Annotated in this window: 19 protein-coding genes and 4 pseudogenes; 11 read left to right on the top strand and 12 right to left on the bottom strand. The window is 59.1% G+C overall.

Translation table 11 applies throughout. From position 1 onward, the window contains the following. From FA740_RS17895 to ligD, 3 genes are all read left to right on the top strand, one after another. The coding region (locus tag FA740_RS17895) for an ATP-binding protein (protein WP_136858191.1) at positions 1 to 975 on the top strand (975 nt) is incomplete at its 5' end. Between the two features lie 127 nt (positions 976 to 1102). Further along, complete coding sequence (gene ku / locus FA740_RS17890; protein ID WP_136858190.1) at positions 1103 to 1963, top strand: non-homologous end joining protein Ku; 861 nt, start codon at positions 1103 to 1105, stop codon at positions 1961 to 1963. Beyond that, the gene (ligD, locus tag FA740_RS17885; RefSeq protein WP_136858189.1) at positions 1963 to 4383 is read left to right on the top strand and encodes a DNA ligase D; all 2421 of its coding nucleotides are present in this window, start codon (positions 1963 to 1965) and stop codon (positions 4381 to 4383) included. The genes ku and ligD overlap by 1 nt, the downstream gene beginning before the upstream one ends. 32 nt (positions 4384 to 4415) lie before the next feature. Here the strand turns inward: ligD and FA740_RS17880 are convergent, their stop codons facing one another. The 4 genes and pseudogenes from FA740_RS17880 to pncA all read right to left on the bottom strand — a co-directional run bounded on the left by FA740_RS17880 (position 4416) and on the right by pncA (position 7886). After that, entirely contained in the window at positions 4416 to 4766 is a 351-nt protein-coding gene (locus FA740_RS17880) for a response regulator (protein ID WP_211243746.1), read from the bottom strand. A 29-nt stretch (positions 4767 to 4795) separates the two neighbouring features. Next, positions 4796 to 6379: a PAS domain-containing sensor histidine kinase gene (locus tag FA740_RS17875; RefSeq protein ID WP_277355212.1), complete on the bottom strand. Its 1584-nt coding sequence runs from the start codon at positions 6377 to 6379 to the stop codon at positions 4796 to 4798. Between the two features lie 152 nt (positions 6380 to 6531). Continuing rightward, positions 6532 to 6911: pseudogene (locus FA740_RS20215) on the bottom strand (hypothetical protein); the annotation flags it as partial. Positions 6912 to 7289: 378 nt separating this feature from the next. After that, on the bottom strand, positions 7290 to 7886 hold the full coding sequence (gene pncA, locus FA740_RS17865; RefSeq protein WP_136858185.1) for a bifunctional nicotinamidase/pyrazinamidase: 597 nt from the start codon (positions 7884 to 7886) through the stop codon (positions 7290 to 7292). 384 nt (positions 7887 to 8270) lie between these two features. Between pncA and FA740_RS17860 the strand changes: the two genes are divergently transcribed. The 5 genes from FA740_RS17860 (at position 8271) to FA740_RS17840 (ending at position 14718) form a co-directional block, all read left to right on the top strand. Next, positions 8271 to 9875 carry a sensor histidine kinase gene (locus FA740_RS17860; protein WP_136858184.1) on the top strand — a complete coding sequence of 535 codons (1605 nt, stop codon included), beginning with the start codon at positions 8271 to 8273 and terminating at the stop codon, positions 9873 to 9875. Positions 9876 to 9900: 25 nt separating this feature from the next. Then, positions 9901 to 10278: a response regulator gene (locus FA740_RS17855; protein ID WP_169306363.1), complete on the top strand. Its 378-nt coding sequence runs from the start codon at positions 9901 to 9903 to the stop codon at positions 10276 to 10278. 188 nt (positions 10279 to 10466) lie between these two features. Next, positions 10467 to 11474, top strand: coding sequence for a family 8 glycosyl hydrolase (locus FA740_RS17850; RefSeq protein ID WP_136858182.1), 1008 nt, complete (start codon positions 10467 to 10469; stop codon positions 11472 to 11474). An 89-nt stretch (positions 11475 to 11563) separates the two neighbouring features. Then, positions 11564 to 12739: an HlyD family secretion protein gene (locus FA740_RS17845; protein WP_136858181.1), complete on the top strand. Its 1176-nt coding sequence runs from the start codon at positions 11564 to 11566 to the stop codon at positions 12737 to 12739. Further along, entirely contained in the window at positions 12739 to 14718 is a 1980-nt protein-coding gene (locus tag FA740_RS17840; RefSeq protein WP_136858193.1) for a glycosyltransferase, read from the top strand. Before FA740_RS17845 ends, FA740_RS17840 begins: the two co-directional genes overlap by 1 nt. Here FA740_RS17840 and FA740_RS17835 read toward each other — a convergent pair. The 4 genes and pseudogenes from FA740_RS17835 to tnpC all read right to left on the bottom strand — a co-directional run. Continuing rightward, positions 14702 to 15793, bottom strand: coding sequence for a cache domain-containing protein (locus FA740_RS17835; protein WP_136858180.1), 1092 nt, complete (start codon positions 15791 to 15793; stop codon positions 14702 to 14704). The two genes, FA740_RS17840 and FA740_RS17835, sit on opposite strands and share 17 nt — an antisense overlap. Positions 15794 to 15799: 6 nt before the next feature. Then, on the bottom strand, positions 15800 to 16378 hold the full coding sequence (locus FA740_RS17830; RefSeq protein WP_136858179.1) for a hypothetical protein: 579 nt from the start codon (positions 16376 to 16378) through the stop codon (positions 15800 to 15802). A 276-nt stretch (positions 16379 to 16654) separates the two neighbouring features. Continuing rightward, positions 16655 to 17224 (bottom strand): plasmid pRiA4b ORF-3 family protein, encoded by a 570-nt coding sequence (locus tag FA740_RS17825; protein WP_136858178.1) that lies wholly within the window; start codon positions 17222 to 17224, stop codon positions 16655 to 16657. Positions 17225 to 17241: 17 nt separating this feature from the next. Next, a pseudogene (tnpC, locus tag FA740_RS20530) lies at positions 17242 to 18188 on the bottom strand (IS66 family transposase); the annotation flags it as partial. A 79-nt stretch (positions 18189 to 18267) separates the two neighbouring features. Here tnpC and FA740_RS17810 point away from each other — a divergent pair. After that, the gene (locus FA740_RS17810) at positions 18268 to 19320 is read left to right on the top strand and encodes an IS110 family RNA-guided transposase (protein WP_136858175.1); all 1053 of its coding nucleotides are present in this window, start codon (positions 18268 to 18270) and stop codon (positions 19318 to 19320) included. 263 nt (positions 19321 to 19583) lie between these two features. On the opposite strand, the pseudogene FA740_RS17805 reads toward FA740_RS17810, so the two are convergent. After that, positions 19584 to 19763: pseudogene (locus tag FA740_RS17805) on the bottom strand (IS66 family transposase zinc-finger binding domain-containing protein); the annotation flags it as partial. 80 nt (positions 19764 to 19843) lie between these two features. Here FA740_RS17805 and FA740_RS17800 point away from each other — a divergent pair. Then, complete coding sequence (locus tag FA740_RS17800) at positions 19844 to 21019, top strand: IS5 family transposase (RefSeq protein ID WP_136858192.1); 1176 nt, start codon at positions 19844 to 19846, stop codon at positions 21017 to 21019. A gap of 104 nt (positions 21020 to 21123) precedes the next feature. Here FA740_RS17800 and FA740_RS17795 read toward each other — a convergent pair whose 3' ends face one another. Genes FA740_RS17795 through tnpA form a run of 3 tightly spaced genes read right to left on the bottom strand, consistent with a single transcriptional unit; the run spans position 21124 to position 22308 of the window. Next, entirely contained in the window at positions 21124 to 21519 is a 396-nt protein-coding gene (locus tag FA740_RS17795; protein WP_136858174.1) for an IS66 family transposase, read from the bottom strand. Between the two features lie 59 nt (positions 21520 to 21578). After that, entirely contained in the window at positions 21579 to 21926 is a 348-nt protein-coding gene (gene tnpB / locus FA740_RS17790; protein WP_136858173.1) for an IS66 family insertion sequence element accessory protein TnpB, read from the bottom strand. After that, a complete protein-coding gene (gene tnpA / locus FA740_RS17785; RefSeq protein ID WP_136858172.1) occupies positions 21874 to 22308 on the bottom strand; it encodes an IS66-like element accessory protein TnpA in 435 nt (144 codons plus the stop codon). Before tnpA ends, tnpB begins: the two co-directional genes overlap by 53 nt. A 622-nt stretch (positions 22309 to 22930) precedes the next feature. Here tnpA and FA740_RS17780 point away from each other — a divergent pair. Beyond that, positions 22931 to 23246: pseudogene (locus FA740_RS17780) on the top strand (transposase); the annotation flags it as partial.

Here is a 23246-nt window from a genome sequence, read left to right as displayed (position 1 = left end):
GAAGCCCGCGACGCGGTCATGCGCGGCAAGTCTCTGAACGATAGCCTTCTTGCCTTTGCAGGTAAGTCAAAGCTGACACCGCAAACGGCGGATCTCGGGCGTTTCGTGCAAGCCTGGGCCCCGTTTGTCCGACGTGCCATTCCCTCGCGAATTAAGATCGAAATTGGGGTCGATGAAGGCATCCCGCCGGTTCTAATTGATGCAGCCATGGCAGAAAGCTGCCTTCTGAACCTGGCGCTGAATGCGCGTGACGCCATTGAGGGTTCAGGCACCATTCGCATCATGTTGAGCGTTATCGAGCGTGAGCATCCCAGTGGCGGGCCCCCTCAGGCCTGGGTGTGTCTGTCTGTGGCGGATACAGGTTCCGGTGTCCCGGAACACTTGCACGAGCAGGTGTTCCAGCCCTTCTTCACGACACGCTCACCTGGCCAAGGGTCGGGTTTGGGACTGTCGCGTGTCCGGGGTTACCTGGAGCAAATTGGTGGCTTTGTGACGTTGTCCAGCAGAGTCGGAAAAGGCACGACTATTGCCATGTTCTTCCCCGTTTCACCGGTCGACACTCGGGAAGTCGAAGGCGACGTTCCAGCGACTCCAGCCATCCCGGAGAAACGAAAAAAGGCCCTTGTTGTCGATGATACGCCGGCAGTTGCACGGGTGGTTGCACGAATGCTGGCCTCTTTGGGGTGCGATACGCTCATCGCCGCCAACGGCAAAGAGGCCCGAGAAATTATCAATCGCGAGAGCGGACTGGACCTGCTGATAAGCGACGTCGTAATGCCCGGCGAATCCGGGGTGGACCTCGCCTGCGACATTTCTAAGACGCACCCCAGTATTCGCATCGCCCTCATGTCCGGCTACTCGCAAGAAAAGCTGTCGGCGGGCGAAGGATTGACGGAAATTGTCTTTTTGGCCAAGCCAGTCAGCCGGGCACAACTCAAGGCATTTATCCTGACTCTCCCGGAACCTATGCCCTAAGGCATGGGGATCGAAGCATTTACGACCTGGGGCTTCGTCAGCAGAATAGGGGCTGCAATCTACCAGGAGCGATGCGCTGAACTTAGTGGACCATTCCGGCGTTCGTTGAAAAACCTGGAGATGACCTATGGCATCACGTGCGGTCTGGAAGGGTCAGCTGCGCCTGTCCCTTGTTGCCATTCCCGTCGAGCTTCATGCGGCCACCAAGTCGGGGGCGCGGGTGTCGTTCCGGCAGATCCACGGGCCTTCTGGGCAGCCGGTCAAATATGAAAAGACCGTAGCCGGTATGGGGCCGATCAAGGCCGACGACATCCTGAAAGGTTATGATACCGGGGACGGCGATTACCTGCTGCTGGACCCCGAAGAGATCGACGCGATCAAGTTGGACACCAAGAAGACGTTGGAGCTGGTCCAGTTCGTCGATCAGTCCGAGATCCCGCCGCTGTATTACAACAAGCCCTACTATGTCGTTCCGACCGATGATCTGGCCGAGGATGCCTATCGTGTCGTCCGCGACGCCTTGCGGGCTGAGAAGAAGACCGCGCTTGGGCAGCTGACGATGCGAGGACGGGAATATCTGTGCGCGATCCGCCCTTGCGGCGACGGCCTGCTGCTGGAGACCCTGCGCTATGAGGATGAGATCCGCGAGGCCGAGCCGTTGTTCGCATCGATCGAGGACGCCGCCAGCGACAAGGACCTGCTGGAGGTCGCGACCCAGCTGATCCAGCGCAAATCGTCGCCGTTCAACGCTGAGGCCTTCAAGGATCATTACGACAAGGCGCTGCGCGACCTGATTGAGGCCAAGCGCAAGAACCGCAAGACCCCGCGCGCCAAGGCGGGGGACGACGATGGCGGCCGCCCCTCGGGCACCAACGTTGTCGATCTGATGTCCGCGCTGAAGGACAGCCTGAAGAAGGATGGCGGCAAGGCCAAGGCGCCGGCCAAGAAGCCCGCCCGCAAGCCGCGGGCCAAGCCGAAGTCTGCCTGATGGCGGGTCTGGGCGCCTATCTGGACAAGCGCGATTTCGGGGCCACACCCGAGCCGTCGGCGGATGGCACGCCGTCGCGCCTCGGGTTGCGCTATTCGATGCAGAACCATGATGCGACGCGGTTGCACTGGGACTTGCGGCTGGAATGGGACGGCGTGCTGCTGTCCTGGGCGGTGACGCGCGGGCCGTCCCTTGATCCCGCGGAAAAGCGGCTGGCGGTGCGGACCGAGGATCATCCGCTGTCCTACCTGACCTTCGAGGGCCAGATCCCCAAGGGCCATTACGGCGCGGGCACGGTGATGCTGTGGGATCTGGGCTGGTGGCAGCCGCTGGACCCTGCCGCCCGGGGTCTGGCCAAGGGCCATTTGAAGTTCCGCCTGCACGGCCAGCGCATGACCGGTGACTGGAACCTGATCCGCATGAAGGGCAAGGCGTCCGAGGCCAAGCGCGAGAACTGGCTGCTGGTCAAGATCGACGATGAGGCCGCCCACCAACGCGATCCGGTCGCCCTTTACAAGACCAGCGTCTCATCAAGGCGCAGCTTTGCGGCGATCAAGGCGGACAAGCCTGCCGCCTTGAAGGACCATCCCGGGACCCGGCCGCGCCATCAGCCCGTGCAACTGGCGACGCTGACCGAGGATCTGGCCGATGCCGCGACCCATTGGCACGAGTTGAAGCTGGACGGATATCGGGCGCAAGTGGCGCTTGGCGCAGGCGCGCCGCGCATCTTCACCCGCGCCGGTCATGACTGGACCGACCGTTTCGCGGACCTGCTGCCCGCCTTGCGCGGGGTGCCCTGCAAATCGGCATTGCTGGATGGCGAAGTCGTCGCCGGCGCCGGGTTGCAGGGCTTTGGCACCCTGCAGGAGGCGATCAAGGCGGGCGGGCCGTTCCGGTATGTGGCGTTCGACCTGCTGCATCGGGATGGGCAGGATCTGACCGCCTTGCCGCTGGCCGCGCGCCGCAAGGCCCTGGAGCGCCTGTTTCGACCTCTGCCGCCGATGGGCGCCCTGACCCTGTCGCCGATCATCCACGGCGCGGCGGACGAGGCCCTCGCGATGATCTGCGGCGCAGGCGGCGAGGGGGTGATCGCCAAACGAACCGATGCCCCCTATCGCGGTGGGCGCAGCCGCGACTGGCTGAAGATCAAATGCCGCCGGCAGGGAGAATTCCGGATCGTGGGCTGGCAGAAAAGCACCAGCCGCGGGCGGCCGTTCGCCTCTCTGGCCTTGGCGAAACAGCGCGATGACGGCCTGGTTTACGTGGGCAAGGTCGGAACCGGCTTCGATGATGAGACCATGGCCGATTTGGCCCGTCGCATGGCCCCCTTGGCGCGCAAGACGCCGCCCGTGGATGCCCCCCGCCGCGAGGTGGCGGGCGTCACATGGATCGAACCCGAACTGGTGGCCAAGGTCGACTATGCCGAGACGACCGCGCAAGGCCGGTTGCGCCATGCGGTTTTTCTGGACCTGCGATCCGTCACCCCCCGCCCACGGCAAGCCCCACCGCCATCCGCCGAGCAGGATCGTCCGAACTTTGCAGGCATTTCGATCAGCAGCGGCAATCGGGTGATCTTCGACAAGCCCCGCCTGACCAAGGAAGGGTTGGCGGAATACTACCTGGCCGCAGCCCCGCTGATGCTGCCCCATCTTGCAAACCGACCCTTGTCCCTGCTGCGCCTGCCCGAAGGCATGACGGGAGAACGGTTCTTTCAAAAGCACCCCGGCAAGGGCTTTCCCGACGCGCTGAAAGTTCAGGACATCGAGGATGCCGAAGGCGCCGCTACCCCCTATGCCTATGTCACCGATGCGGCGGGGATCATCGGTGCGGTTCAGATGGGCACCGTGGAGTTTCACATTTGGGGTGCGCGCCGTGACCGGTTGGATCGACCCGACCGAGTGGTCTTTGATCTGGACCCTGACGAGGGCTTAAGCTTTGCCGCGACCCGCCGGGCCGCGCTGGACCTGCGCGACCGGCTGGCCGATCTGGGATTGGCCTCGTGGGCGATGCTGTCGGGGGGAAAGGGCATCCACATCATCGTGCCTTTGCGCCGCACCGCGGGTTGGGACACGGTGAAGCTGTTCAGCAAAGGCGTCGCGATGTGGGTCGCCGGATCCCAGCCTGAACGCTTCACAGCCGAGATGTCCAAGGCGAAACGCAAGGGCCGCATCTTCATCGATTGGCTGCGCAACGAACGCGGCGCCACGGCCATCGCCCCCTTCTCGGTTCGCGCCCGCCCCGGTGCCCCGGTAGCCTGTCCAATCAGTTGGGACGAGCTGCCGCGCATCCGAAAGGCCTCGGCCTTCTCGACCAGACAGGCTCTGGCCCGGGGTTGGGCCGACGTTGTCCCGCCCCCACCGCAGGGCTTGACGGCCCCTGTGATCGAGGCACTGGATCGTGCTCTATCGTCGGGATCATGAAATCACAGCGCGTGACTGTCTTTGCGCAATATTCAAAAGTAACTCTCGCTACCTGCAGATGAGGCCATCAGTTCTTCCAGGCAATCACGCAATTGCTGCTCCGAAAACGGCTTTTGAATTTTAGGGAGTCTATCATAGGGCAGTTCGAGATGAGCGTATCCTGTCGACAGGAGAACCGGAATATTCATTGATGCCAACCTGTCGGCTATAGGAAAACTTCTTTCCTTACCAAGATTGACGTCCAGCAACGCGAAATCGATATGCTCCGCGTCAACCAGGGCCAAGGCCTGCGACACCTTCGCGGCAGGCCCTACCACGGTGCACCCGAACTCCTCCAGCATCTGCTCGATATCCATACAGACAAGCATCTCGTCCTCAACCACGAGTGCGCGCAGTCCTTCAAGACAAGAGGTCATTGTGTGACGTCCTCTGGATTAGGCATGCGGATCTCGCAAACGAGACCCGCTGCATCGTAGAGTAGCCGGACCGTCCCGTGAAGTTCATGAGCAAGGCCTCGCTCCAAAAGACGGCTTCCGAACCCTCTGCTTTGTGGAGCGCAGACGGGAGGGCCATGTTTCTCAACCCAGGTCAGGCACAAAATACCTTCACCGATATCGCGCCATCGAACCTCGATCACGCCCGTCTCGCAAGACAAGGCACCGTATTTGGCTGCATTTGTTGCAAGCTCGTGAAATCCCATTCCCAAAGCCAACGCTAATTTAGGCGACAACTGAACAGGCTCACCATCCAGAAGAAGGCGATCATTGTTCACAACCTCCCCTAGAAAAGGGGTCAGTGCAGTAGCGGCGATCGCTTTGAGATCTACGGTCGTCCAATTCTCCTGCATGATCAGACTGTGGCTGTGCGAGAGGGCCAAAAGGCGACCCTGGAACATGCGCAAAAGCGCCTGTTCGCCACTGGCGCGAAAGGTCTGTGTCGCGATGGACTGCACGGTCGCGAGCATGTTCTTGACGCGGTGGTTAAGCTCCTGCGCAAGCAATTTCTGATGATCCTCTGAACGCTGGCGCTCTTCGATCTCTTTCTGTGCCGCATCGAGCAGGTTTGCGTTATCGATGGCGATGGCTGCCTGCGCTGCAATCGCCACGACCAGGCGCTCAACTCTAGGGCCAAAGATACCGGGCATTCCGTGACCAAATATCAGCGCCCCGTGTATGCTCCCTGTTCGGGAGATGACAGGGACCGACAGATAGCTTCTGACAGGAAGGTGCCCGGGCGGCATGCCATGAAACGGCGCGCTTTGGCCATATCGGGGATCCGCAGTGACGTCGGCGACCCTGATTACGGTTCCCCCGGTGAACGTAGGGCCGAAGATGGCGGTGTGCTGTGGCTGTGGAAAAGCTGAAAATGCCTCCTTGGGCGCGCCTGCCAGAGTGTAAAGCTGGAGAGCGTGGCCTTCATGAACGACGTTGTAGAAAAACGCTCCAAACTGCGCTCCGGAAAGCTCAGTTGCGGCATCGGTCACTGCCTGAACAATCTCGTCGAGATCCAGCGTCCCTGCCAGCATGGCGCCTGTGCGATTGAGAATCTCTAGCGTGCGGGTTTCATCTTCCAACGCGATACGCGCTTGGATCTCCGCCGTGATGTCGCGAACCTCGAGAACGGTGCCAACGATGGTTTCACCTTCTTCTACCGGGCTGGCCGTATATTCCACGTTGTAGAAATGCCCGTCTTTATGGACGAAAACATCCTGACCCCGCTCACGCCGGGATTGCGGGAAGGCCCTGTCGATCGGACAGTCCTCGATTGGATAATGTCGACCGTCAGGGTGGGTATGGTGAATGATATCGTGAAGTGGGCGACCTTGCAGTTCATCAAGGCTAAACCCGGTCAATTCGAAACCCGCAGTATTCATGTAGATGCAATGTTGCTCCTCATTGAGGACAAAGAGAGCGCCGCTTGCGTTCTCGCACACGGCATTTAGGAGGTTCAGCCTACGAAGGGTTTCTGACAGGTCAGCGCCAGTCTGAGGTGTCATGTACGTTCCGGCCTCTGTCACGTGTGAAATTCCGTAAATCACGTCATCTTATGAAAATGAAAGGGTGGGCATCCTTGAACTAGGACCGAGTGCTGGCTCGGAAACAATAACTACTTTCAGGCAGTCTTATGATTTTTGCTTGTCAGGGCGCTTCACTCTGAAACTCGATAAGCTATTAGCTCTGGCGTTTTCAAGGCGAGGCGCACCAAATGCTCACTTCTCGTGACAGGGATGCCGAGCGCGGTGTATCGATTCAGCACGGCGACACGGATCTGGAGTTCCGCAATCGGGCGGCCGGTGTCGCGCGCCACGAGGCGTTGACGGAGTAGCTTCACGCAATGAAGTGTCGCTTCGTTACGTCTTCGGCAGCGGTAGCTGCTCCATCTTCTCCAGAGCGCGCCGCAGCCCCTCGATCGGTGATGTCGTGGAGGCACTTACGCGTGTCGTAATTTCCGTCGGCGGTGACGCTGGCGATCTCCTGATCGGGAGAGATTTGGGCAAGCAGCCAGTGCAGCATGGGCGCGTCGCCCACGAAGGCCGCTGCATCGACAATCCTCAAAATTCATCCGGACCGATGGTGTTCGTCACGTCGACCATCGAACGCCTCTGACGATGCCTCAAGTATGAATGCGTCTATGTGCACGCTTGGGAGACGGGGTCCTAGGCCAAGGCTGCCATGGACCAATGGACTGCCTTCTATGATCATTGGAAACCCCAGAGCGCCCACGACGGGCGGCCGCCTGCCGTGGGCTACCTCAACATCATTGAGACCGATCAGCAGGCACAGACAAATCCACGGCAATCCCTAAGTATCCGGTCGAAATGGGCGCCGGTTTATCCTCAAAGTTGGCAAGACATGGCGGCCTGAGGTCGGCTAACAGACATAGTCGCTCGCATTAGCAGATGTTGCCTATGCCAAATCAACCCCTGCACGGCGCATCCCATCTCGTGCGGCTGCCAAACTGCCGTTTACATCAATGGCGCGGCAGGCATCTGATATCACACGGACTTTGAAGCCAAGTCGGGTAGCATCGATTGCGCTCCAAGTTACGCAAAAGTCTTCAGCGAGTCCTGCGAAACTGAGGTGCGTCAAGCCGCGCTCCCGCAAGTAGCTGGCGAGGCCAGTTGGTGTTCGGTGATCGTTCTCAAAAAAAGCCGAATAGCTATCGATTTCACGACGAAATCCTTTTCGAAGAATCAAATCGGCACGAGATTGGTCTAGATCTGGATGAAACTCTGCGCCCTGAGTTCCAGCAATACAATGGCAAGGCCATAGGATCTGGCTTCCATAAGGCATGGGTACTACCTGATAGGGCTCCGCTCCAAGATGGTTTTCGGCGAAGCTGGAATGATCGAGCGGGTGCCAGTCCTGCGTGAGAACGACGGATTCATAAAGATGCATCATACCATTAATAGAACTGACAATCTCGTCACCGCCGGGAACTGCCAAAGCACCGCCAGGGCAAAAATCCTGCTGGAGATCGACCACGATTAGAACATGTGACATAGGCCCTCTGCACGCTTTACCCCTTTATGATACGCCTAGATCGCATGCCGCCGAATGAAGAAATGGTTAAAACCGTATCGGTTTCATACTATCTGATATCTGCACGAAAAGAGATAAGTTCTCTCGACTGATCTCCCGAGGGGGGTGCAATGAAATTACCAGATAATTTTTAGTGAGATCTTCTGATATAAACTTGTCGACTCCGTAAAGGGCCATAAGCACAAGCCGCAGCGAGGTGGGCAGATTGGACGGCATCCGAGTCGGTGATCAAGCTTTGTTTTCAGTATCGCGAAAGAGGAACTACCTGGATTTTTAGCTGTTTATCTAATGCCTCAAGACGATTTAGTGTTTAAATCATGAACCTCGTCGAATGGGGAGCTGAAGATGCGAATTTTGACCCAATCCCCGCAAAATCTCTCACAGGTACTGCGCAAGTTAGCGGTCGGTGTCGTGTTGCTCGTGAGCGCAACAGTGTTTATCACGGTTCTATGGCTATCGCATGAGTTCGACGACGACGCCCGAGAAAGCTCTCATCTCATGATCGATAGCGGACTTAATGGCGTTGTAAGAAGGAACGAGATAATCGGACGTGACTATGCGTATTGGACTGAAGCGTTCAATGCGGTGGCCGCGAATGATATCGAATGGTTAGATATCAATTTGGGGTCCGGGGTGGTCGCCGACACGATGCACGTTCTGGTCTTGGCAGGCGCGCCGCTCCCAGAGACGCTCGGGTGGGCTGATAATGCAAGCAGTCACCTGGATAGTACCGACTTCGCCGCATTCCGGGCTGCGGGCTTCGACTTGATAGCGCGCAATGCACACAACCCTGGCGACAACGCGATTAGTGCCTTTGTCGACATCGATGACACCTTGTGGACGATCGCAGTCGACTGGATTGTTCCGCATGACCGCATATTAGACGAGACCGAGCCAAAAGCGCTGTTGGTTTCCGCAGTGCGAGTCGATGATCAGACGGCCGCCCAATGGGGCAAAATATTCCTTCTTGACGGCTTGGGATTCGTCACAAATGCGGAAGAAATTGGAAGTCGTGAAGCGATTGCCATCAACGGATCCGCCGGTACGCTGCGTTATCTTGTTTGGTCCGCACCCCGGCCCGGTATGGAGGCACTGCGTGCCGTTGGGATGCCTCTCATGCTTGCGCTCATACTCGTGACAGTCGCGATTGGTCTAGGGGCGCTTGCCGTCAGCAGACTAGCCATGCGGCTGGAGCGTGCCCTTATAGCGGCAGAAGTGGCTGATCGTACCAAATCTGAATTCATCGCCACCCTCAGCCACGAGTTACGGACGCCGATGAACGGGATCGTCGGTATCTTGGAGCTTTTGCAAATCGATAAGCTTAGCGCAGAGCAACGCGAGCTTGTCGCACTCGGGCTGAACTCAGCCGAGAGCCAGCTCGAGCTGATTGATCACTTGTTGGCTTTTGGTCAGATCGATTCAGGAAATAGACAGATCTCGACTGGACCCTTCATACCGGGGGAAACAATCCGCGAAGTGGTCGCACTTGTGATGCCCTTGGCGGTCTCTAAAGAACTGGAGCTTAGCGTTGTTCACAAAGGGCCGATCCACACGACGCTGCTGGGCGATCACCTTGCCATCCGACAGATTGCCGTCAACCTCCTAAATAACGCGATCAAGTTTACCGACCAAGGGAGAGTTTCGGTACACTTGGAGGTTTCGCAGGGCTTCAATGGAAACCGGCTGCGCCTTACTGTTAGTGATACAGGACCCGGTATCGCAGCCGAACACATCGAGCGCATTTTCGAAAGCTTTGTCCAGGTGGACGGCTCTGCTACGCGCGGCGACTGTGGAGTTGGGCTGGGACTGGCGATTTCGCAACGGCTCGCGAAGGCGATGGGCGGGGTTTTGACTGTCGATAGCATGCCAGGGAAGGGGGCAACTTTCGTTTTCGATGTCCTGCTCGAAACTCGTGTCACCGCGTCTGATATTTTGGAAAATGCAGCGTAACGGGAGTGGCGGATTGGACCAATCAATGATCCTGATTGTCGACGACAATCCAACCAATCGGTTTATCCTCGCAAAGATGCTGGAAAGCCGCGGTTACACGGTAAGCGAAGCCACCAATGGTCCTGACGCCATAGAATGGATCCGAACTAATGATCCTGCAGCGGTGCTAATGGACATCAACATGCCAGGGATGTCCGGTGTGGAAGCAGCACTAGAGATTAAAAGGCTTCTGGGGTCTCAAGCGCCCGCAATTATCGCGGTTACTTCTGATAATACGTCAGTCAGACAAATCGAGTGCAAGGACGCTGGCTTCGGTGGTTTCATTCCTAAACCTGTTAGGATGCAGTCGCTTTTTGAGATCATTAATCAGCATCTGACGCCAAGAGCAGCTGTAGATCCATAAAGTCGATGGGTCATTAATGCTGATATCTGAACAGTTCCAAAATTGCTTTTCTGTGAGAAAATCAAGCATCTACTTTCACAATGTGTGCGTGCCATGAGTAGCCCGGATCACGATCGGGGTCTGGGATGTCACGCGTTTTACCTGCCTGCGGTCTTGACGCCAAAGGCTCATGTATTTGATCATATGGAATGCGGCGACGAACCTTCTGCAGGCTTGTGATTGGCGGGTCGGTCGTTAGCGCCGTTCCAGCTCGAGCGACGGTGCCTGACTTTCGAGTCTGGGCCGAAACTTATCTGCGGCAAGGGCGCGTGATCGACTGGCAGCAGAATGGTATCAGCCACTCCGAGGGTCAGGGTTGGGGTCTATTGTTGGCACAGGCCGCAGGCGATCAAGTCGCCTTTGAGCAGATCGAGGCCTGGACCGCAGCTAACCTATCTTTGCGGCAGGATCGATTGATGGCATGGAGCCGCCGTTCCGAGGACGGCCTGATAGACTGGAATAACGCGACTGACGGAGACCTGTTTCGGGCTTGGGCGCTGCTTCGGGCTGGACGTGATTCAGGATGGTCCGGCTATATCGACACCGCGTTGGCCATTGCGCGTGATATCGCAGTCCTCTGCCTTGCACCCGATCCTCGCGCTCCGGCCGAGCCTTTGCTTCTTCCCGGTGCCGAGGCAAGACGCGAAGCCGCTCGGGTTCTTGTGAACCCATCTTACATTATGCCCCGTGCCCTGCGTGAGTTGGGTGAGGCTGCTGGAGAGCCTCGCCTTATCCGCGCCGCCGATCATGGCGAAACGCTCCTGACTGAGCTTGCTGCAGCCGACAGGCTATGGAACTGGGTCGATGTCACCGAGTGGGGATTTGTGGAACCCATCGAGCACCGCGCAGGCTGGGGCTATGACGCAATTCGTATTCCGTTATATCTCGGGTGGTCAGACCGACGAGCGAACCCGGCTCACTCTATGGGTCTGCAGCTTCTGGAGGACGCGCTGACGCCCGGCCACGTCGTCGTGCAACGCGATCCGCGCGGTCATCCGGTGTCGGAGAGCAATCATCCCGGCTTTCTCTCTCTGGTCAGTTCCGCCCGCTGCCAGCCACTGCCGGGCGGACGCTCGAGCAGGTCGAGTTATTATCCCGATACGCTCAAGCTTCTGGCTGAAACGGCGCTGCGGGAGGGAGGCTGCGGCCACGGTTGACCCAGAACGTCGAACTAGAAGCTACTTCCCATTGCGAAGATCATCTTTAGGTTGATTATCACTGCCAAAAGCGTCGGAGTTGCCTGCGAATGAAATATAGACGCCTGATTTTGGGCCTGATTGCTATTATTTTCGCCCTTTGGATCATTGTGGGTGAGCAGATGTCCGGTGCCAGTGCCAATGCTGTGGTGAACGCGCCTCTCGTCACCGTCCGGGCAACCGTCGCAGGCAATCTTACGGTTCCAGCCCGGCAAATCGGTACAAGAGTGTCCCAAGGAGAGGTTATAGCCAGTCTCGTCGATCCGATCGTGGACAGGGTTCGGCTGGACGATCTTTTGATGGAATCGCGTCTGGAGGAGGCGACGCGCCTCCAGCTTGCGGCGCTGCTGGTCGAGAACGAGGCAATGCGCGACGGGCTGCGGGAACGCACGCAGATATTCCGCGAGCATCGGTTGGAGGAGTTGCGTACCCAACTGTCGCATGCCGAGGCCCGACTGGCGCTCCTGGAGGCTGAGGGCGCACCGACCGACCAGACGCAACAGTTGCTTTTGGACATCGTGGAAGAGGGTTCCGGGCGCCTGCCGGGCGAGCCAAGGCGGGATGCCTTGGTGCTCAACCACGCTCGTGAGCGGGTCGAGGTGCTGCAGATCGCGCTGAGGGCCGCGGAGCAAAACGTTTTTCTAGGCGACGGCTACAACGATGCGCCCAATGCGGAACAGCGCGCTGTCGAGTTGTCAGGCGAGATCGCTGCCCTCCAGACCCGACTGACCGAGGCGGAGGAGCGTGTCGCTGCGGTGCGCGAGCGTGTGGACCGCGAGAGGATACGCGTCAATTTTGCGACCGGGGGGGAGATGCCATCTCCCGTCACCGGCCTTTTCTGGGAGGTCCTTCAGGCCGACGGCGTCAACGTCCAGCGCGGCGATCCGCTTCTGCGATTGGTGGATTGCCGCTCGACAATGGTGACAGCTTCAGTGACCGAGAGGGTCTACAACAGTCTCGGTGTGGGTGATGCTGCGCGTTTCCGGCTTGGTGGGTCGTCGAGCGTCTATGACGCGACTGTGGCGCGACTGGCAGGGAGTGGCGCAGCGACGGTTTATAGCAATCTGGCCGTCGCGCCCAGCCAAAGGCATCTTGAACGCTATGATGTTGCCTTGATCGTGCCTCAGCTGGCGCAGCAGGGGATAGAGGGCTGCATGATTGGCCGCACTGGCCGCGTCTTTTTCGAGAGCCGGCCGCTGGACGGGCTGCGCCGCCTGCTGCCTTGATGCTGAACTTCCCTCTCCTGTCGGATATCGGCTCCAGTACCGCCCATTTGCTGCTGGTCTTCGGGATCGGCCTAACGTTGCCCTACTGGGTCGATATCAGGAATACCCTGCATCGCGCAGTCCTGCTGGCTGTCACCTTTCTTTTGGCCATACGCTACATCTCATGGCGTGGGACAGAGACCCTGGCACCTGCAGGTTTCACCTTTGATATGTTTGCCAGCTATGCGCTTTTCGCTTTTGAGCTTCTGGCAATGATGGGAACAGTCAGTTCATACCTCATCATGTCCCGGATCCGCTTGCGCTCTGAGGAAGCAGATGCCCATGAGCGCTGGTATGGCGAGAAGGAACCGCGCGTCGCGATCCTCATCGCAACCTATAATGAAGAACTGGACATCCTTGAGCGCACGATCGTCGGGGCCAAGGCCCTGCGGCATCTCAACAAAGAAATACTGATACTTGATGACAGTCGCCGCGATTGGCTGCGTGATTACTGCGCCGAGCAAGGGGTGCGCTACATGCGCCGTCCCGACAACAAAGGGTCAAAGGCGGGAAACATCAACCACTGCCTTGAAAGACTGGCGGAAGATCCTGTTCCACCCGACTTTGTCGCCGTTCTGGACGCAGATTTTGTCCCCCATCGCGGCTTCATCTCTCGATGCCTGGCGCTGTTTCATAATCCCGACGTCGGGCTGGTCCAGACGCCACAGCATTTCTTCAATGCTGATCCTATCCAGCATAATCTCGGGATCACGCATTCATATCCTGACGAGCAACGCTTTTTCTTCGATCATATGCAACCGTCGCGGGATGGCTGGGGCATAGCATTCTGTTGTGGCACGTCATCGGTCTGTCGCTGGACGGCGTTACGCGAGATCGGCGGACTTCCTACAGAAAGCGTGACGGAAGATTTTATGCTGACGTTGTCTTTGCAAAACAAAGGCTGGAAGACCGTCTACCTGTCCGAACCATTGACCGAGGGGCTCGCGCCCGAAGGGCTGAAGGAATATGTGACGCAACGCGCGCGTTGGTGCCTGGGCCTGATGCAGATCGCCCGATCGCGCCTTGGTCCTTTCGGAAAGAACAACCTGCGCCTTAGAGACCGGTGGAGCGTGGTTGACTCGGTCCTGTTCTGGACGACCAGCTTTCCATTCCGTATAGCAGTGATCGTTTTCCCACTGCTGTACTGGTTTTTTGGCACCATCGTTGTGGATGCCCAACTGGGCGAAGTGCTGACCTTTTTTGGGGTCTTCTACCTCTGGGGACAAATGGTCCAGCGCGTGCTCATGCCGGGCATGGTCGTTCCGATCCTGCACGATGTGGGCCAGCTCATTGGCGCTGTTCCAATCACCCGCGCCGCCTTTACTGGGCTCTTTAAACCCAAGGGGCACCCTTTCTCGGTTACCGCCAAAGGAGGCGACCGCACAGGGATCACCATCCAATGGCAGCTGATGATGCCCTTCCTGATCCTGCTGATCCTCACCACGATGGCATTGCTTCTGGGGATATTTTTTGATCGCTTCTCGTATCAGGATGCGGGAGACGGCAAGTGGGTAGTGCTGTTCTGGACCATCTATAATCTTGTTGTGCTGTCTATCACCATTCTGGCTTGTGTCGAGCTGCCCCGGCGCGAACGCCACATTGCTGACTTACCTGACCGGGGTCTTCTGACGATGGATGGCGACATACGCCGTTACTGGATCAGCTCGCTGACGCTTGATGAGGCGCGCCTAAGGGGGCGGGTCCAAGCCGAGGGACAAGCGGGACATCTTCGCATCCGCGACATCGGCGACGTTCGCGTCCAGGTCATCGCACCAACCGTCGATGGACTGCGCGTGCGGCTGCTACCCACCATCAAGCAGCGCGAGGAATTGCTCGTCCGCTTTTACGCGGAGGGCGCGGCGCCAGGCACGGCACGTTCTCAATTGGGCGGACTGGTCGCCGGACTGGGGCAGCGCCTGTCTTTCAGCGGTCCTCGCTGATGCGATCCTGTTGCAGCCGTGTCAGCGCCTGCGATAGCTGTGCGGCCTCCCGCGTGATGCTTGAATTCGGGGGGTATTCCTGAGAGCCATCCGAAATGCGTTCAGCCGAAGCAGACAGTTGTCCGATCGGAGCCGCGACTGCCCGGACAAAGATCAGTGTCAGCAGACCAATGGTTGCGATCATCCCCAGCAGTACCCAATGCGCACCATTCCGGACCAAGTCGACCCCGAAGGTCAGCTGTGTCGCCTCAAGACGGCCAATCATGCGCCAGCCGAAGTTAGGGAGATCTCCATAGGTCACCTGCGGAAAAAGGGATGAGAAATAATCACGCCCGTCCGGCCAACGCTCGCGGCCTCCCGTGTCGATCCCGGTTTGTGCCGCACGAAGAATCTGCAGTTCTCCTGCGGAGGGAGCATCCTGAACAGAACTGGCTGAGATCTCCCCGGCAGGGTTTAACAGATAAAAATCAAGGCCATAGATGCGTGCTGATTCCCGCAGCTCACCAGTCAGCCAGTTGGCATTGATATGCAAGCCCAGCACGCCCGCCGGATCGCCATTTTGATCTATCACGGGCAGCGCCAGATCGATAAAGCGCAGCGGCTCTCCACCATCACCCCCAACCAGGTTCGCCAACAGGACAGCGTCGTGCACATCGCCCGCGAAGCCGCCCGACAGTCCACCGCGGAACCAGGGACGCTGGCTAACATCCTCCCCCACCAACAGATCGTTCGTGGCCGCAACCACAGATCCGCCCAGATCGGCATAGCCCAGCCATGAGATGCGACGTCCGTCCCCGCTAGCACCGGTGAGCAAATAGCCCAATTGGTCGGGCTCAAGATCGGGGACACGCTCCGCTAGCGATTGCAGGTCACGCCAGTCGCGTTCCAATGTACGCGCAAGGTCGTCGGCTGCCGCGCCCGTCCGAAATCGTGCAGCATAATCCAACGTGCTGTCAGTAAAGCGGTCAGCGCGAAGCAGCGCGAAAATCGAGGGAACCAGCAGCATCACCAACAGGCAAGCTGTCCCAAAAGAAATTGCGGCTGTACGGAGGGTCAAGCGGGGCAGGTCGGTCATGGTGCCTCAGAACGTATTGATTGAAAAACCAGCGAACAGTTCTTCCGAACTGAGTTTATAGCCGAGACGTAGGCTCACCGGACCGGCGCCGACGCGTCGCTGCACGGCGAGCGTTGTCTCACGGTAATTCTCGCTGCCGCCGCGCGACAGCTCGATCCCGATGTTTGATGGTGCAAGGGTCACCTGTGACAGAAGAAACCACGAGCGCTGCGGCGTACTGGCTTCCCCTAAGAAATAGGTCGAACCAAAGGACGTCGCGCTCCAGCGGTCGAATGAACTGCGGATACCAAACTCGGTTTCCCGATTGCCACCATCGTCGCGTGTGAAGCCTATTGTCGGACCTGCCCTGAGCGTTGCTGTCCCCGGCAATGCAAATGCGTAAGTTGCATTCAGCGTGCCCAAGCGGCCCCCCTCATAATCCGAAAGATTCAACCCAAAGGACAGATCTCCTCGGCTTGCTGAAGCGACGACGCCTTGCGTCTGTCCGCCGATATCGGCCTGCAAAAAGTAACCGTCCGCCGCAGCCGCCGGAGAGACGGTGGTCACTGCAAGCAGGCCACAGGCGAAAAGGAGCCCCAGGTTCATGACCGACCTCAAGATTGCACACGCATTAGTTTATGCACATACATCCGCCACATCCCAGAGGTTATGGCGCCTCGACGTTTTCCGCTTGGATGATGGACGGTCTATTTCCTACGACGCGAGGCGTCGGTTGGACTGCTGGACTGCCTCCATCGAGTGGTCCGGGTCGATTGTTAGTGCATCGTCGGCCTCTGGCCCATTGAGACGAATGCTTTTGGTGCCGGCGGGCGCTATCTCAGCGAAAGAGGCAGGTGCGGTGTAACCGTTCGGTGAAGCTGCCTAAGTTTTCTTTGGCTTCCATTTCTTTGCGAGCTTGAAGACTTCGGAGCGGAGTTCGTCGGCGTCGGGGACATGCGGATCGAATGGCCCGCCCGCCCATTCTGTTAGGTCTTCGTGTTCGGGGTGGGCTTTATCGCCGATTGCCTTGAGGAAGTGTTCGTATCCCGGGAGGCCGCCGACGTCCTCGGGCGGGCATCGTCCCGTGATGTCGACCAGTCGGGGATAGAGGTTTCCGGGTGCGGGATCACCGATTGTGTTGACCTCAATCGCATGGGCCCAGTCATCTCCAAAATCGTAGACGTAGCGGATCGGGGCTGCTCCGGCAGCGTCGATGAGGTCAGCAAGTTTGGCCTTTGCGACTGGCAGCGCGTCGTTGCCGAAGGCGGGATCGGGCAAGGTCCAGCGGACCGTGCCTGCCATAAACTCGTAGAGATGAGCGTTCTCCCACCCCATGGCAGCCTGGATAACGAGGTGAAGCCGGTCGAGGCGGATATCGGTGGGAACCTCAAGGATCCGCGAGACGACGGGCTCGATGCCTTCGAGAGTGATCTTCAGACGCGTGATGGTCATGCCGGGACAGTGTCCTTCTATTTCTCGGTCCGCCAATGCCACGGCAGCAGATCATCGATGCGGGTGATCTTGTGGTCGGGGATACAGGCCAGTGTATCAGCCAGCCATGCCTGCGGATCAACGCCGTTCAGTTTGGCGGTTTCGATCAGGGTGTAGGCGATTGCGGCGGCGCGGCCGCCGGTCAGCGATCCGACGAAGAGATAGTTTTTTCTGCCGATTGCGACGGATCGCATCGCCCTTTCGGCCGTGTTGTTGTCCAGTTCCAGAATGCCGTGATCGAGATAGGGCGGAGCCGTCTTATGCGGGTCAGGGCGTATCGGATGGCCACGGCCAACGGCGATTTGCTCGAGATGGATGGGAACTGGAGGTGCAGCCATGCTTCGAGGTCGTTAAAGATTGGCTTCGCCTTCAGCTGTCAGATCTGGACGCGGCTGTCCGGCGGCGATCCCCACGCTTCCTTCTCGATGGCGTAAAGCTGCGCGATGCGCGTGATGGCTTCGCCGGCGATGGCAGAGCCTTGGGCCCTGTGGATGTCGACGAACTTGCGCCGCACGTGTACCATGCAGGCGACCTTGCGGATGCCGCTGGTCCGGTAAAGATCTTCGAACCCGGCGTAGCCGTCGGCATGCATCCAGCCGTGATATCCTGACAGATGATCTTTCGGGTGCTGCCCCTTCCAATCTGGTGAGAAGCGATACCAGCTGGCGGGCGGAGCATCGCCACCCCAAGATCGTTCGTCTCGACCGTAAGCCCACAGCCGCGCCGTGGCTGTCTTGCCGGTTCCCGGTGCCAGCAGGTTCACCGGAGTGTCGTCCGCGAAGATCGCCTGTCCGGCCAGAACATGTCGCCCGATCGCATCCGCCAGCGGTTCCAGCAGCGCCGTTGACTTGCCCACCCAGTCCGCCAAGATCGAGCGGTCCAGATCCAGACCGTCACGCTCAAAGATCTGGCTTTGCCGGTAAAGCTGCGCTGATCGGGCTTTGCGCCAAGACCCGCTGTTGAGACACTTCCGCTATGTCGCCACTGTTCAGGGAGATCATGCCATGGAATTCTTCGTAGGCCTCGACGTGTCGCTGGATGAAACGCATTTCTGTGTCGTCGATGAATGCGGTCGTATCGTGAAGGAAGGTCGGTGCCCGAGCGAGCCGTCAGCGATTGCGCGATCGATACGTCACAAGGGTCGACGAATTGAGCACGTCGGCCTCGAGACCGGTGGCCTGTCACAGTGGTTGTTCGAGGGACTGACGAAAGAGGGGTTCAGCGTCTCGGTGATGGAGGCGAGGCATGTGCGTGCCGCCTTCGCCGCGATGCGGGTGAAGACGGATCGCAATGATGCTCGCGGCATCGCGCAACTCGTCCGGCTCGGGTGGTTCAAGCGCGTCCATGTTAAATCCCTGGATGCGCAGGGGACCCGGGCGCTCCTGACCATGCGGGCCTTCCTCGTCGAGAAGGTCACGGCGACCGAGAACTCTCTGCGAGCTGCCCTGCGCAACTTCGGGCTGAAGATGGGTGCAGTAACCCGACGGACTTGGGAGGCTCGGGCCCGCGAGTTGGCGATGGGGCAGGAGATGCTCGAACAAATCGTCGAGGCGATGCTGCGCGTCCGCCGCCTGCTGCTCGTGGAACTCGAAGCGGTCGAGACACGCCTGCTCGCGCAGGCGAAGGCGGACCCGGTCACGCGTCTGCTGATGACGGCGCCCGGCGTCGGTGTGGTGGTTGCCCTGAGCTTCCGGAGCGCCGTCGACGATCCTGACCGCTTCCGGCGAACGCGCGACGTCGGATCGTGGCTGGGGCTGACACCGCGCCGATGGCAGTCGGGAAAGACCGACATCGTCGGCCGGATCACCAAGGGCGGCGATGCGCGCGTGCGAACCATGCTGTTCGAGGCGGCCGCAACGCTCTTGGGGCGTGTCCGCCTCATGTCGCCATTGAAGGCCTGGGGACTGCGCATCGCCAAGAGGACGTGCATGAAGAAGGCGATCGTCGCCGTGGCACGCAAGCTGGCGACGATGCTGCTCGCGATGTGGAAATCCGGAACCGCCTTCTGGGCGACGAGGCGTGAACCAGCCTCGGCACAGGATTTTGCCCCGGCATGAGAAACCGACACAACCAGACAGCAACACGCGCACCTCCCTGAAACGGGCCCCCCGCGCGCAATGAGATCCGCCTCCGGGTGGGTGCGTCCCGAGCAGGGACGGAGGACGGGACGAGCTCGTATCTGCCCATGTCGCAGAAAAGCACGAGATAAAGCTCGGAGCCGCCCGCCTCACCATAGTCCGCATCTTGTGGCGGCATGCCGACCACGGACAGAAGCAAGGACCTGCTCGATAGACGATTGACCAAACCCGCCCGATCACAGAAGCGGCAGGTGATCGGCGTCTTTATTGACCAGCACATGCGCTAGAAGGCCGGGTCCAGGACGGCCACTCTCGATGGGCCGCGACCGTAAAACTGCCTGTGTGAACGCCTCGCAGCCGGAACAGGCGAAGCGCGGCCGCACAATCCGGTTCACGATGAACCGACCCGGCACATACTCTAACAGGTCGCTGAAATAGTCGTCTCTCGACGCGGTTTACGGAACATGATTCACCATCTGCACGATATCGGGCGGGGGTGATGATGCGCGGGACGGACGAGAAGAGTGGATCGCTGTTCAGCTATGTTGATCTTGAGGATCGAATCCCCGTCAAGCACCCACTGCGCAAAATCCGGCAGGTGGTGAATGATGCTCTGGCCAGTCTCGATGCGGAGTTCGAGGCGCTTTATGTCGACTTTGGCCGCCCCTCGATTGCGCCGGAACGGCTGATCCGAGCCAGCCTGATCCAGATCCTGTTCTCGATCCGGTCGGAGCGGCAGTTGATGGAACAGATGCAGTATAACCTCATGTTCCGCTGGTTTGTCGGCCTCGGCATCGACGATCCGGTCTGGGTCCCTACCGTGTTCACCAAAAACCGCGACCGGCTGTTGACCACCGAGATGTCGCGCAAGGTGATGGCGGCGATCCTGGCGCATCGCGAAGTCGCGCCGCTTTTGTCTGACGAGCATTTCTCGGTCGACGGCACGCTGGTCAAGGCCTGGGCCTCCATGAAAAGCTTCCAGCCGAAGGCAGAGGGTGCGCTGTCAAAGGATGAGGGGCCGGATGATCCGCCCGGACACGACATCGCCGCAGACCAGCCCGTCCAACCTCAACCCGAACTCGAGCCAAACCCGATGCCCCGCGCCACCCACCAGCACCGCAATGCCGAAGTCGATTTCCGGGGCGAGAAGCGTTCGAACGCCACGCATGTCTCGACCACTGATCATGAGGCCCGGCTCTATAAGAAATCTCCAGGCACCGGGGCGGTGCTGTGCTTCATGGGGCATGCGCTGATGGAGAACCGCTCGGGCCTGATTGTGCAGGGCGACCTGACCCGGGCAGACGGTCATGCCGAACGACGCGCCGCGCTGGACATGATCCATCGCCACTCCCCCGGATCGACCCGGCGGCTGACGATGGGCGCGGACAAGGGCTACGACGCCGCGGGGTTCATAGCCGACCTGCGCAAGGCCTGTGTGACGCCGCATGTCGCGCAGAAATTGCGCCATTCAGCAATCGACACCCGCACGACCCGGCACAAGGGCTATGCCCTCTCCATCCAGCATCGAAAGCGGATTGAAGAGGCCTTCGGTTGGATAAAAACCATCGGCGGCATGGCGCAAACCGTCTATCGCGGCGTCGAGCGCGTGCGGTCCCGCTTCATCCTGACGCTGGCCGCCAACAACCTCGCCCGACTGCCCCGTTTGCTGGCCGCGTGAGGCCGCAGGGGAAAACCGCGCATCGCTTAGAGGGGTCGTGAACCGTGGTATCAGCCGTCAGTTCCGAAGACCCTAAGGAACGCCGTTCCTGATCGGAGACTAATTCAGCGGCCTGCTAATTCTTCGGTTATATCTTCGCCCAAGCGGCGCAGGGTTCCGCCACAATGGGCGCAGTCGTCATCGCCGGTCGTCAGCTCGATCTCCTGGCGTGGAATATGGTCCGGGATAGGCCGACGCTTCGGTTTGTCCTTCGGGTCTTCATCGGGAAGGCGCAACTTTGCGGTCATCTTCGCAACGGCGATCTCACTGGCTTCAAGGGCCAGCTGAAGCTGATCGATCGTCTCGGACGAGGGGCCGAACCTGTGGCTGCGGTGACCAGCCAGCTGGTGGTGCAGCTTCTCGATCAACATTGCCTGCGACTTCACCTCGGCCAGCAGAAGGGCCGTGAAGCGGCGCAGTTCATCGGGATCTTCCGGCAAAGATTTGGCAAAATCCAGCATGCCTCAGCATAGCAAAACAAGGCCATCGCGGGAATCCCGGATGAACCGCGCGGGGCCATTTACCCTGCTTTGAGCGGTTTCCAGCTGCGTTGCGGCAGACGCCAGTCGATTCCCTCCAGCAGCATCGCCAATTGCGCCGCCGTCAGGGCGATCTTGCCCTCCTTCGCCGATGGCCAAACGAACCGGCCCCTTTCCAGACGCTTTGAGAACAGGCATGCGCCTTGACCATCCCACCAGATGATCTTGATCAGATCGCCACGCCGCCCCCGGAAGACGAACATGTGGCCCGCAAATGGGTTCTGCTTCAGCGTCTGCTCGGCTTGGGCCGCCAGTGTCGTGAACCCGCGTCGCATATCAGTGACACCAGCGGCCAGCCAGACACGCGTATTGACCGGAACCGGGATCATCTGACAGGCCCCGGATCAGCAACGCCAAGGCCGCCGGATCGTAGGCACCGATGATGCGCAGCCGATGGCCACCTGCAATATCGATCTCAATCGTCCCTGCCGCCGACGTCGGCATAGGATCAGCGACCGGAACAACGTTATCGATCCGTGGCTGATCGATGATCTCCACTGGTAAGAAACAGGAGATGTCCGCCAGGCCCGCATCGACCGTCTGCTCAGCGTCTGGCGCATACCGTGGGTCACGGAGCCACTTGAACACCATGTTCGCGTTCATTGCATAGCGCCGCGCGACTTGCGCCACCGAAACACCAGCTGCCGTCGTCTGAAAACAGATCGAACGCTTCTCCTCGTCCGTCCAAAGCCGCTTGGTCCGACCCGCCATCAATAACCCCAGAGTGTCCGCTATCCTAAGCGGACACTATCGATCACTCTCTATCTGCGGCAGAGCAGTGAGACCGGACGGTTACGGTGCGGTTGGTGCCGCAGTCGCCGCTGACCCTCCGTCGGGTCGGGTCGATCCACCTGAGCGTGATAACGACATTATAATTTAGGTATAGCAGGACAATATCAAACAGAGCTTTGCTACATAAGAACTACTTATCGTCTTTGATACCGGAGGCACGGCGTGCCAAGTTCCTTTGGAAATGTTTTGAGAAACTTGATGTTTAAGCCCGGTTAGTAACCGAAGCTGGACCAATTTTTTCTGCAATTCGTGCGCCCCACCCAACACTCCAGCGCCGGATGAAGAAACTAATTTTGATAGAACACTGTCAGAAGAGCGCTCGCTTTCTTGGTTGGGCCTTCTTCCGTAACTGAAAAACGTGCTGAAGCTATACTGGCACACATAGGAGGAGAGGGCGATCGACTGATGACGCTGAAGCCTGGGTCGCGCTGTTACATCAGCGCGCTAACCAAATAGTCCAAGATGGCCATGGGTAATCCTCCCCATGGTTAAAGGGGTTTATTTGTAGAATTTTCTCGTAGCGTGAGCTGAGGAGATTCGAATGAGAAAGACCCGATTTACCGAGCCGCAGATCATGGCTGTGCTGCGTCAGGCCGAAGGCGGTGTTGCGGTGCCGGAGCTGTGCCGAGAGCATGGGATCAGCAGCGCGAGCTTTTACAAATGGCGGGCGAAGTATGGCGGTATGGATGCGTCCATGATGAGCCAGAGTGAGCGGTGAACGCCACCGGTTAGAGAACCGCGAACGGCGCTGGAGGATGAGAACCGGCGGCTGAAGCGCATGTTCGCGGACCTGAGCATGCAGGCCGACCTGCTCAAGGAAGCTTTGGGAAAAAAGTGACGCGGCCAGCTCAACGCCG

It is taken from the genome of Paracoccus hibiscisoli (genome assembly GCF_005048265.1).
Lineage (GTDB): Bacteria > Pseudomonadota > Alphaproteobacteria > Rhodobacterales > Rhodobacteraceae > Paracoccus > Paracoccus hibiscisoli.
The sequence above is the reverse complement of the archived record's forward strand: the minus strand, read 5'-3'. Positions and strand labels throughout refer to the sequence as shown.

Coding starts and splice junctions, on each gene's coding strand:
- ku (WP_136858190.1), top strand. CDS start 1,103: ATGGCATCACGTGCGGTCTGGAAGGGTCAGCTGCGCCTGTCCCTTGTT.
- ligD (WP_136858189.1), top strand. CDS start 1,963: ATGGCGGGTCTGGGCGCCTATCTGGACAAGCGCGATTTCGGGGCCACA.
- FA740_RS17875 (WP_277355212.1), bottom strand. CDS start 6,379: ATGACACCTCAGACTGGCGCTGACCTGTCAGAAACCCTTCGTAGGCTG.
- pncA (WP_136858185.1), bottom strand. CDS start 7,886: ATGTCACATGTTCTAATCGTGGTCGATCTCCAGCAGGATTTTTGCCCT.
- FA740_RS17860 (WP_136858184.1), top strand. CDS start 8,271: ATGCGAATTTTGACCCAATCCCCGCAAAATCTCTCACAGGTACTGCGC.
- FA740_RS17855 (WP_169306363.1), top strand. CDS start 9,901: ATGATCCTGATTGTCGACGACAATCCAACCAATCGGTTTATCCTCGCA.
- FA740_RS17850 (WP_136858182.1), top strand. CDS start 10,467: ATGCGGCGACGAACCTTCTGCAGGCTTGTGATTGGCGGGTCGGTCGTT.
- FA740_RS17845 (WP_136858181.1), top strand. CDS start 11,564: ATGAAATATAGACGCCTGATTTTGGGCCTGATTGCTATTATTTTCGCC.
- FA740_RS17840 (WP_136858193.1), top strand. CDS start 12,739: ATGCTGAACTTCCCTCTCCTGTCGGATATCGGCTCCAGTACCGCCCAT.
- FA740_RS17835 (WP_136858180.1), bottom strand. CDS start 15,793: ATGACCGACCTGCCCCGCTTGACCCTCCGTACAGCCGCAATTTCTTTT.
- FA740_RS17830 (WP_136858179.1), bottom strand. CDS start 16,378: ATGAACCTGGGGCTCCTTTTCGCCTGTGGCCTGCTTGCAGTGACCACC.
- FA740_RS17825 (WP_136858178.1), bottom strand. CDS start 17,224: ATGACCATCACGCGTCTGAAGATCACTCTCGAAGGCATCGAGCCCGTC.
- FA740_RS17810 (WP_136858175.1), top strand. CDS start 18,268: ATGGAATTCTTCGTAGGCCTCGACGTGTCGCTGGATGAAACGCATTTC.
- FA740_RS17800 (WP_136858192.1), top strand. CDS start 19,844: ATGCGCGGGACGGACGAGAAGAGTGGATCGCTGTTCAGCTATGTTGAT.
- FA740_RS17795 (WP_136858174.1), bottom strand. CDS start 21,519: ATGCTGGATTTTGCCAAATCTTTGCCGGAAGATCCCGATGAACTGCGC.
- tnpB (WP_136858173.1), bottom strand. CDS start 21,926: ATGATCCCGGTTCCGGTCAATACGCGTGTCTGGCTGGCCGCTGGTGTC.
- tnpA (WP_136858172.1), bottom strand. CDS start 22,308: ATGGCGGGTCGGACCAAGCGGCTTTGGACGGACGAGGAGAAGCGTTCG.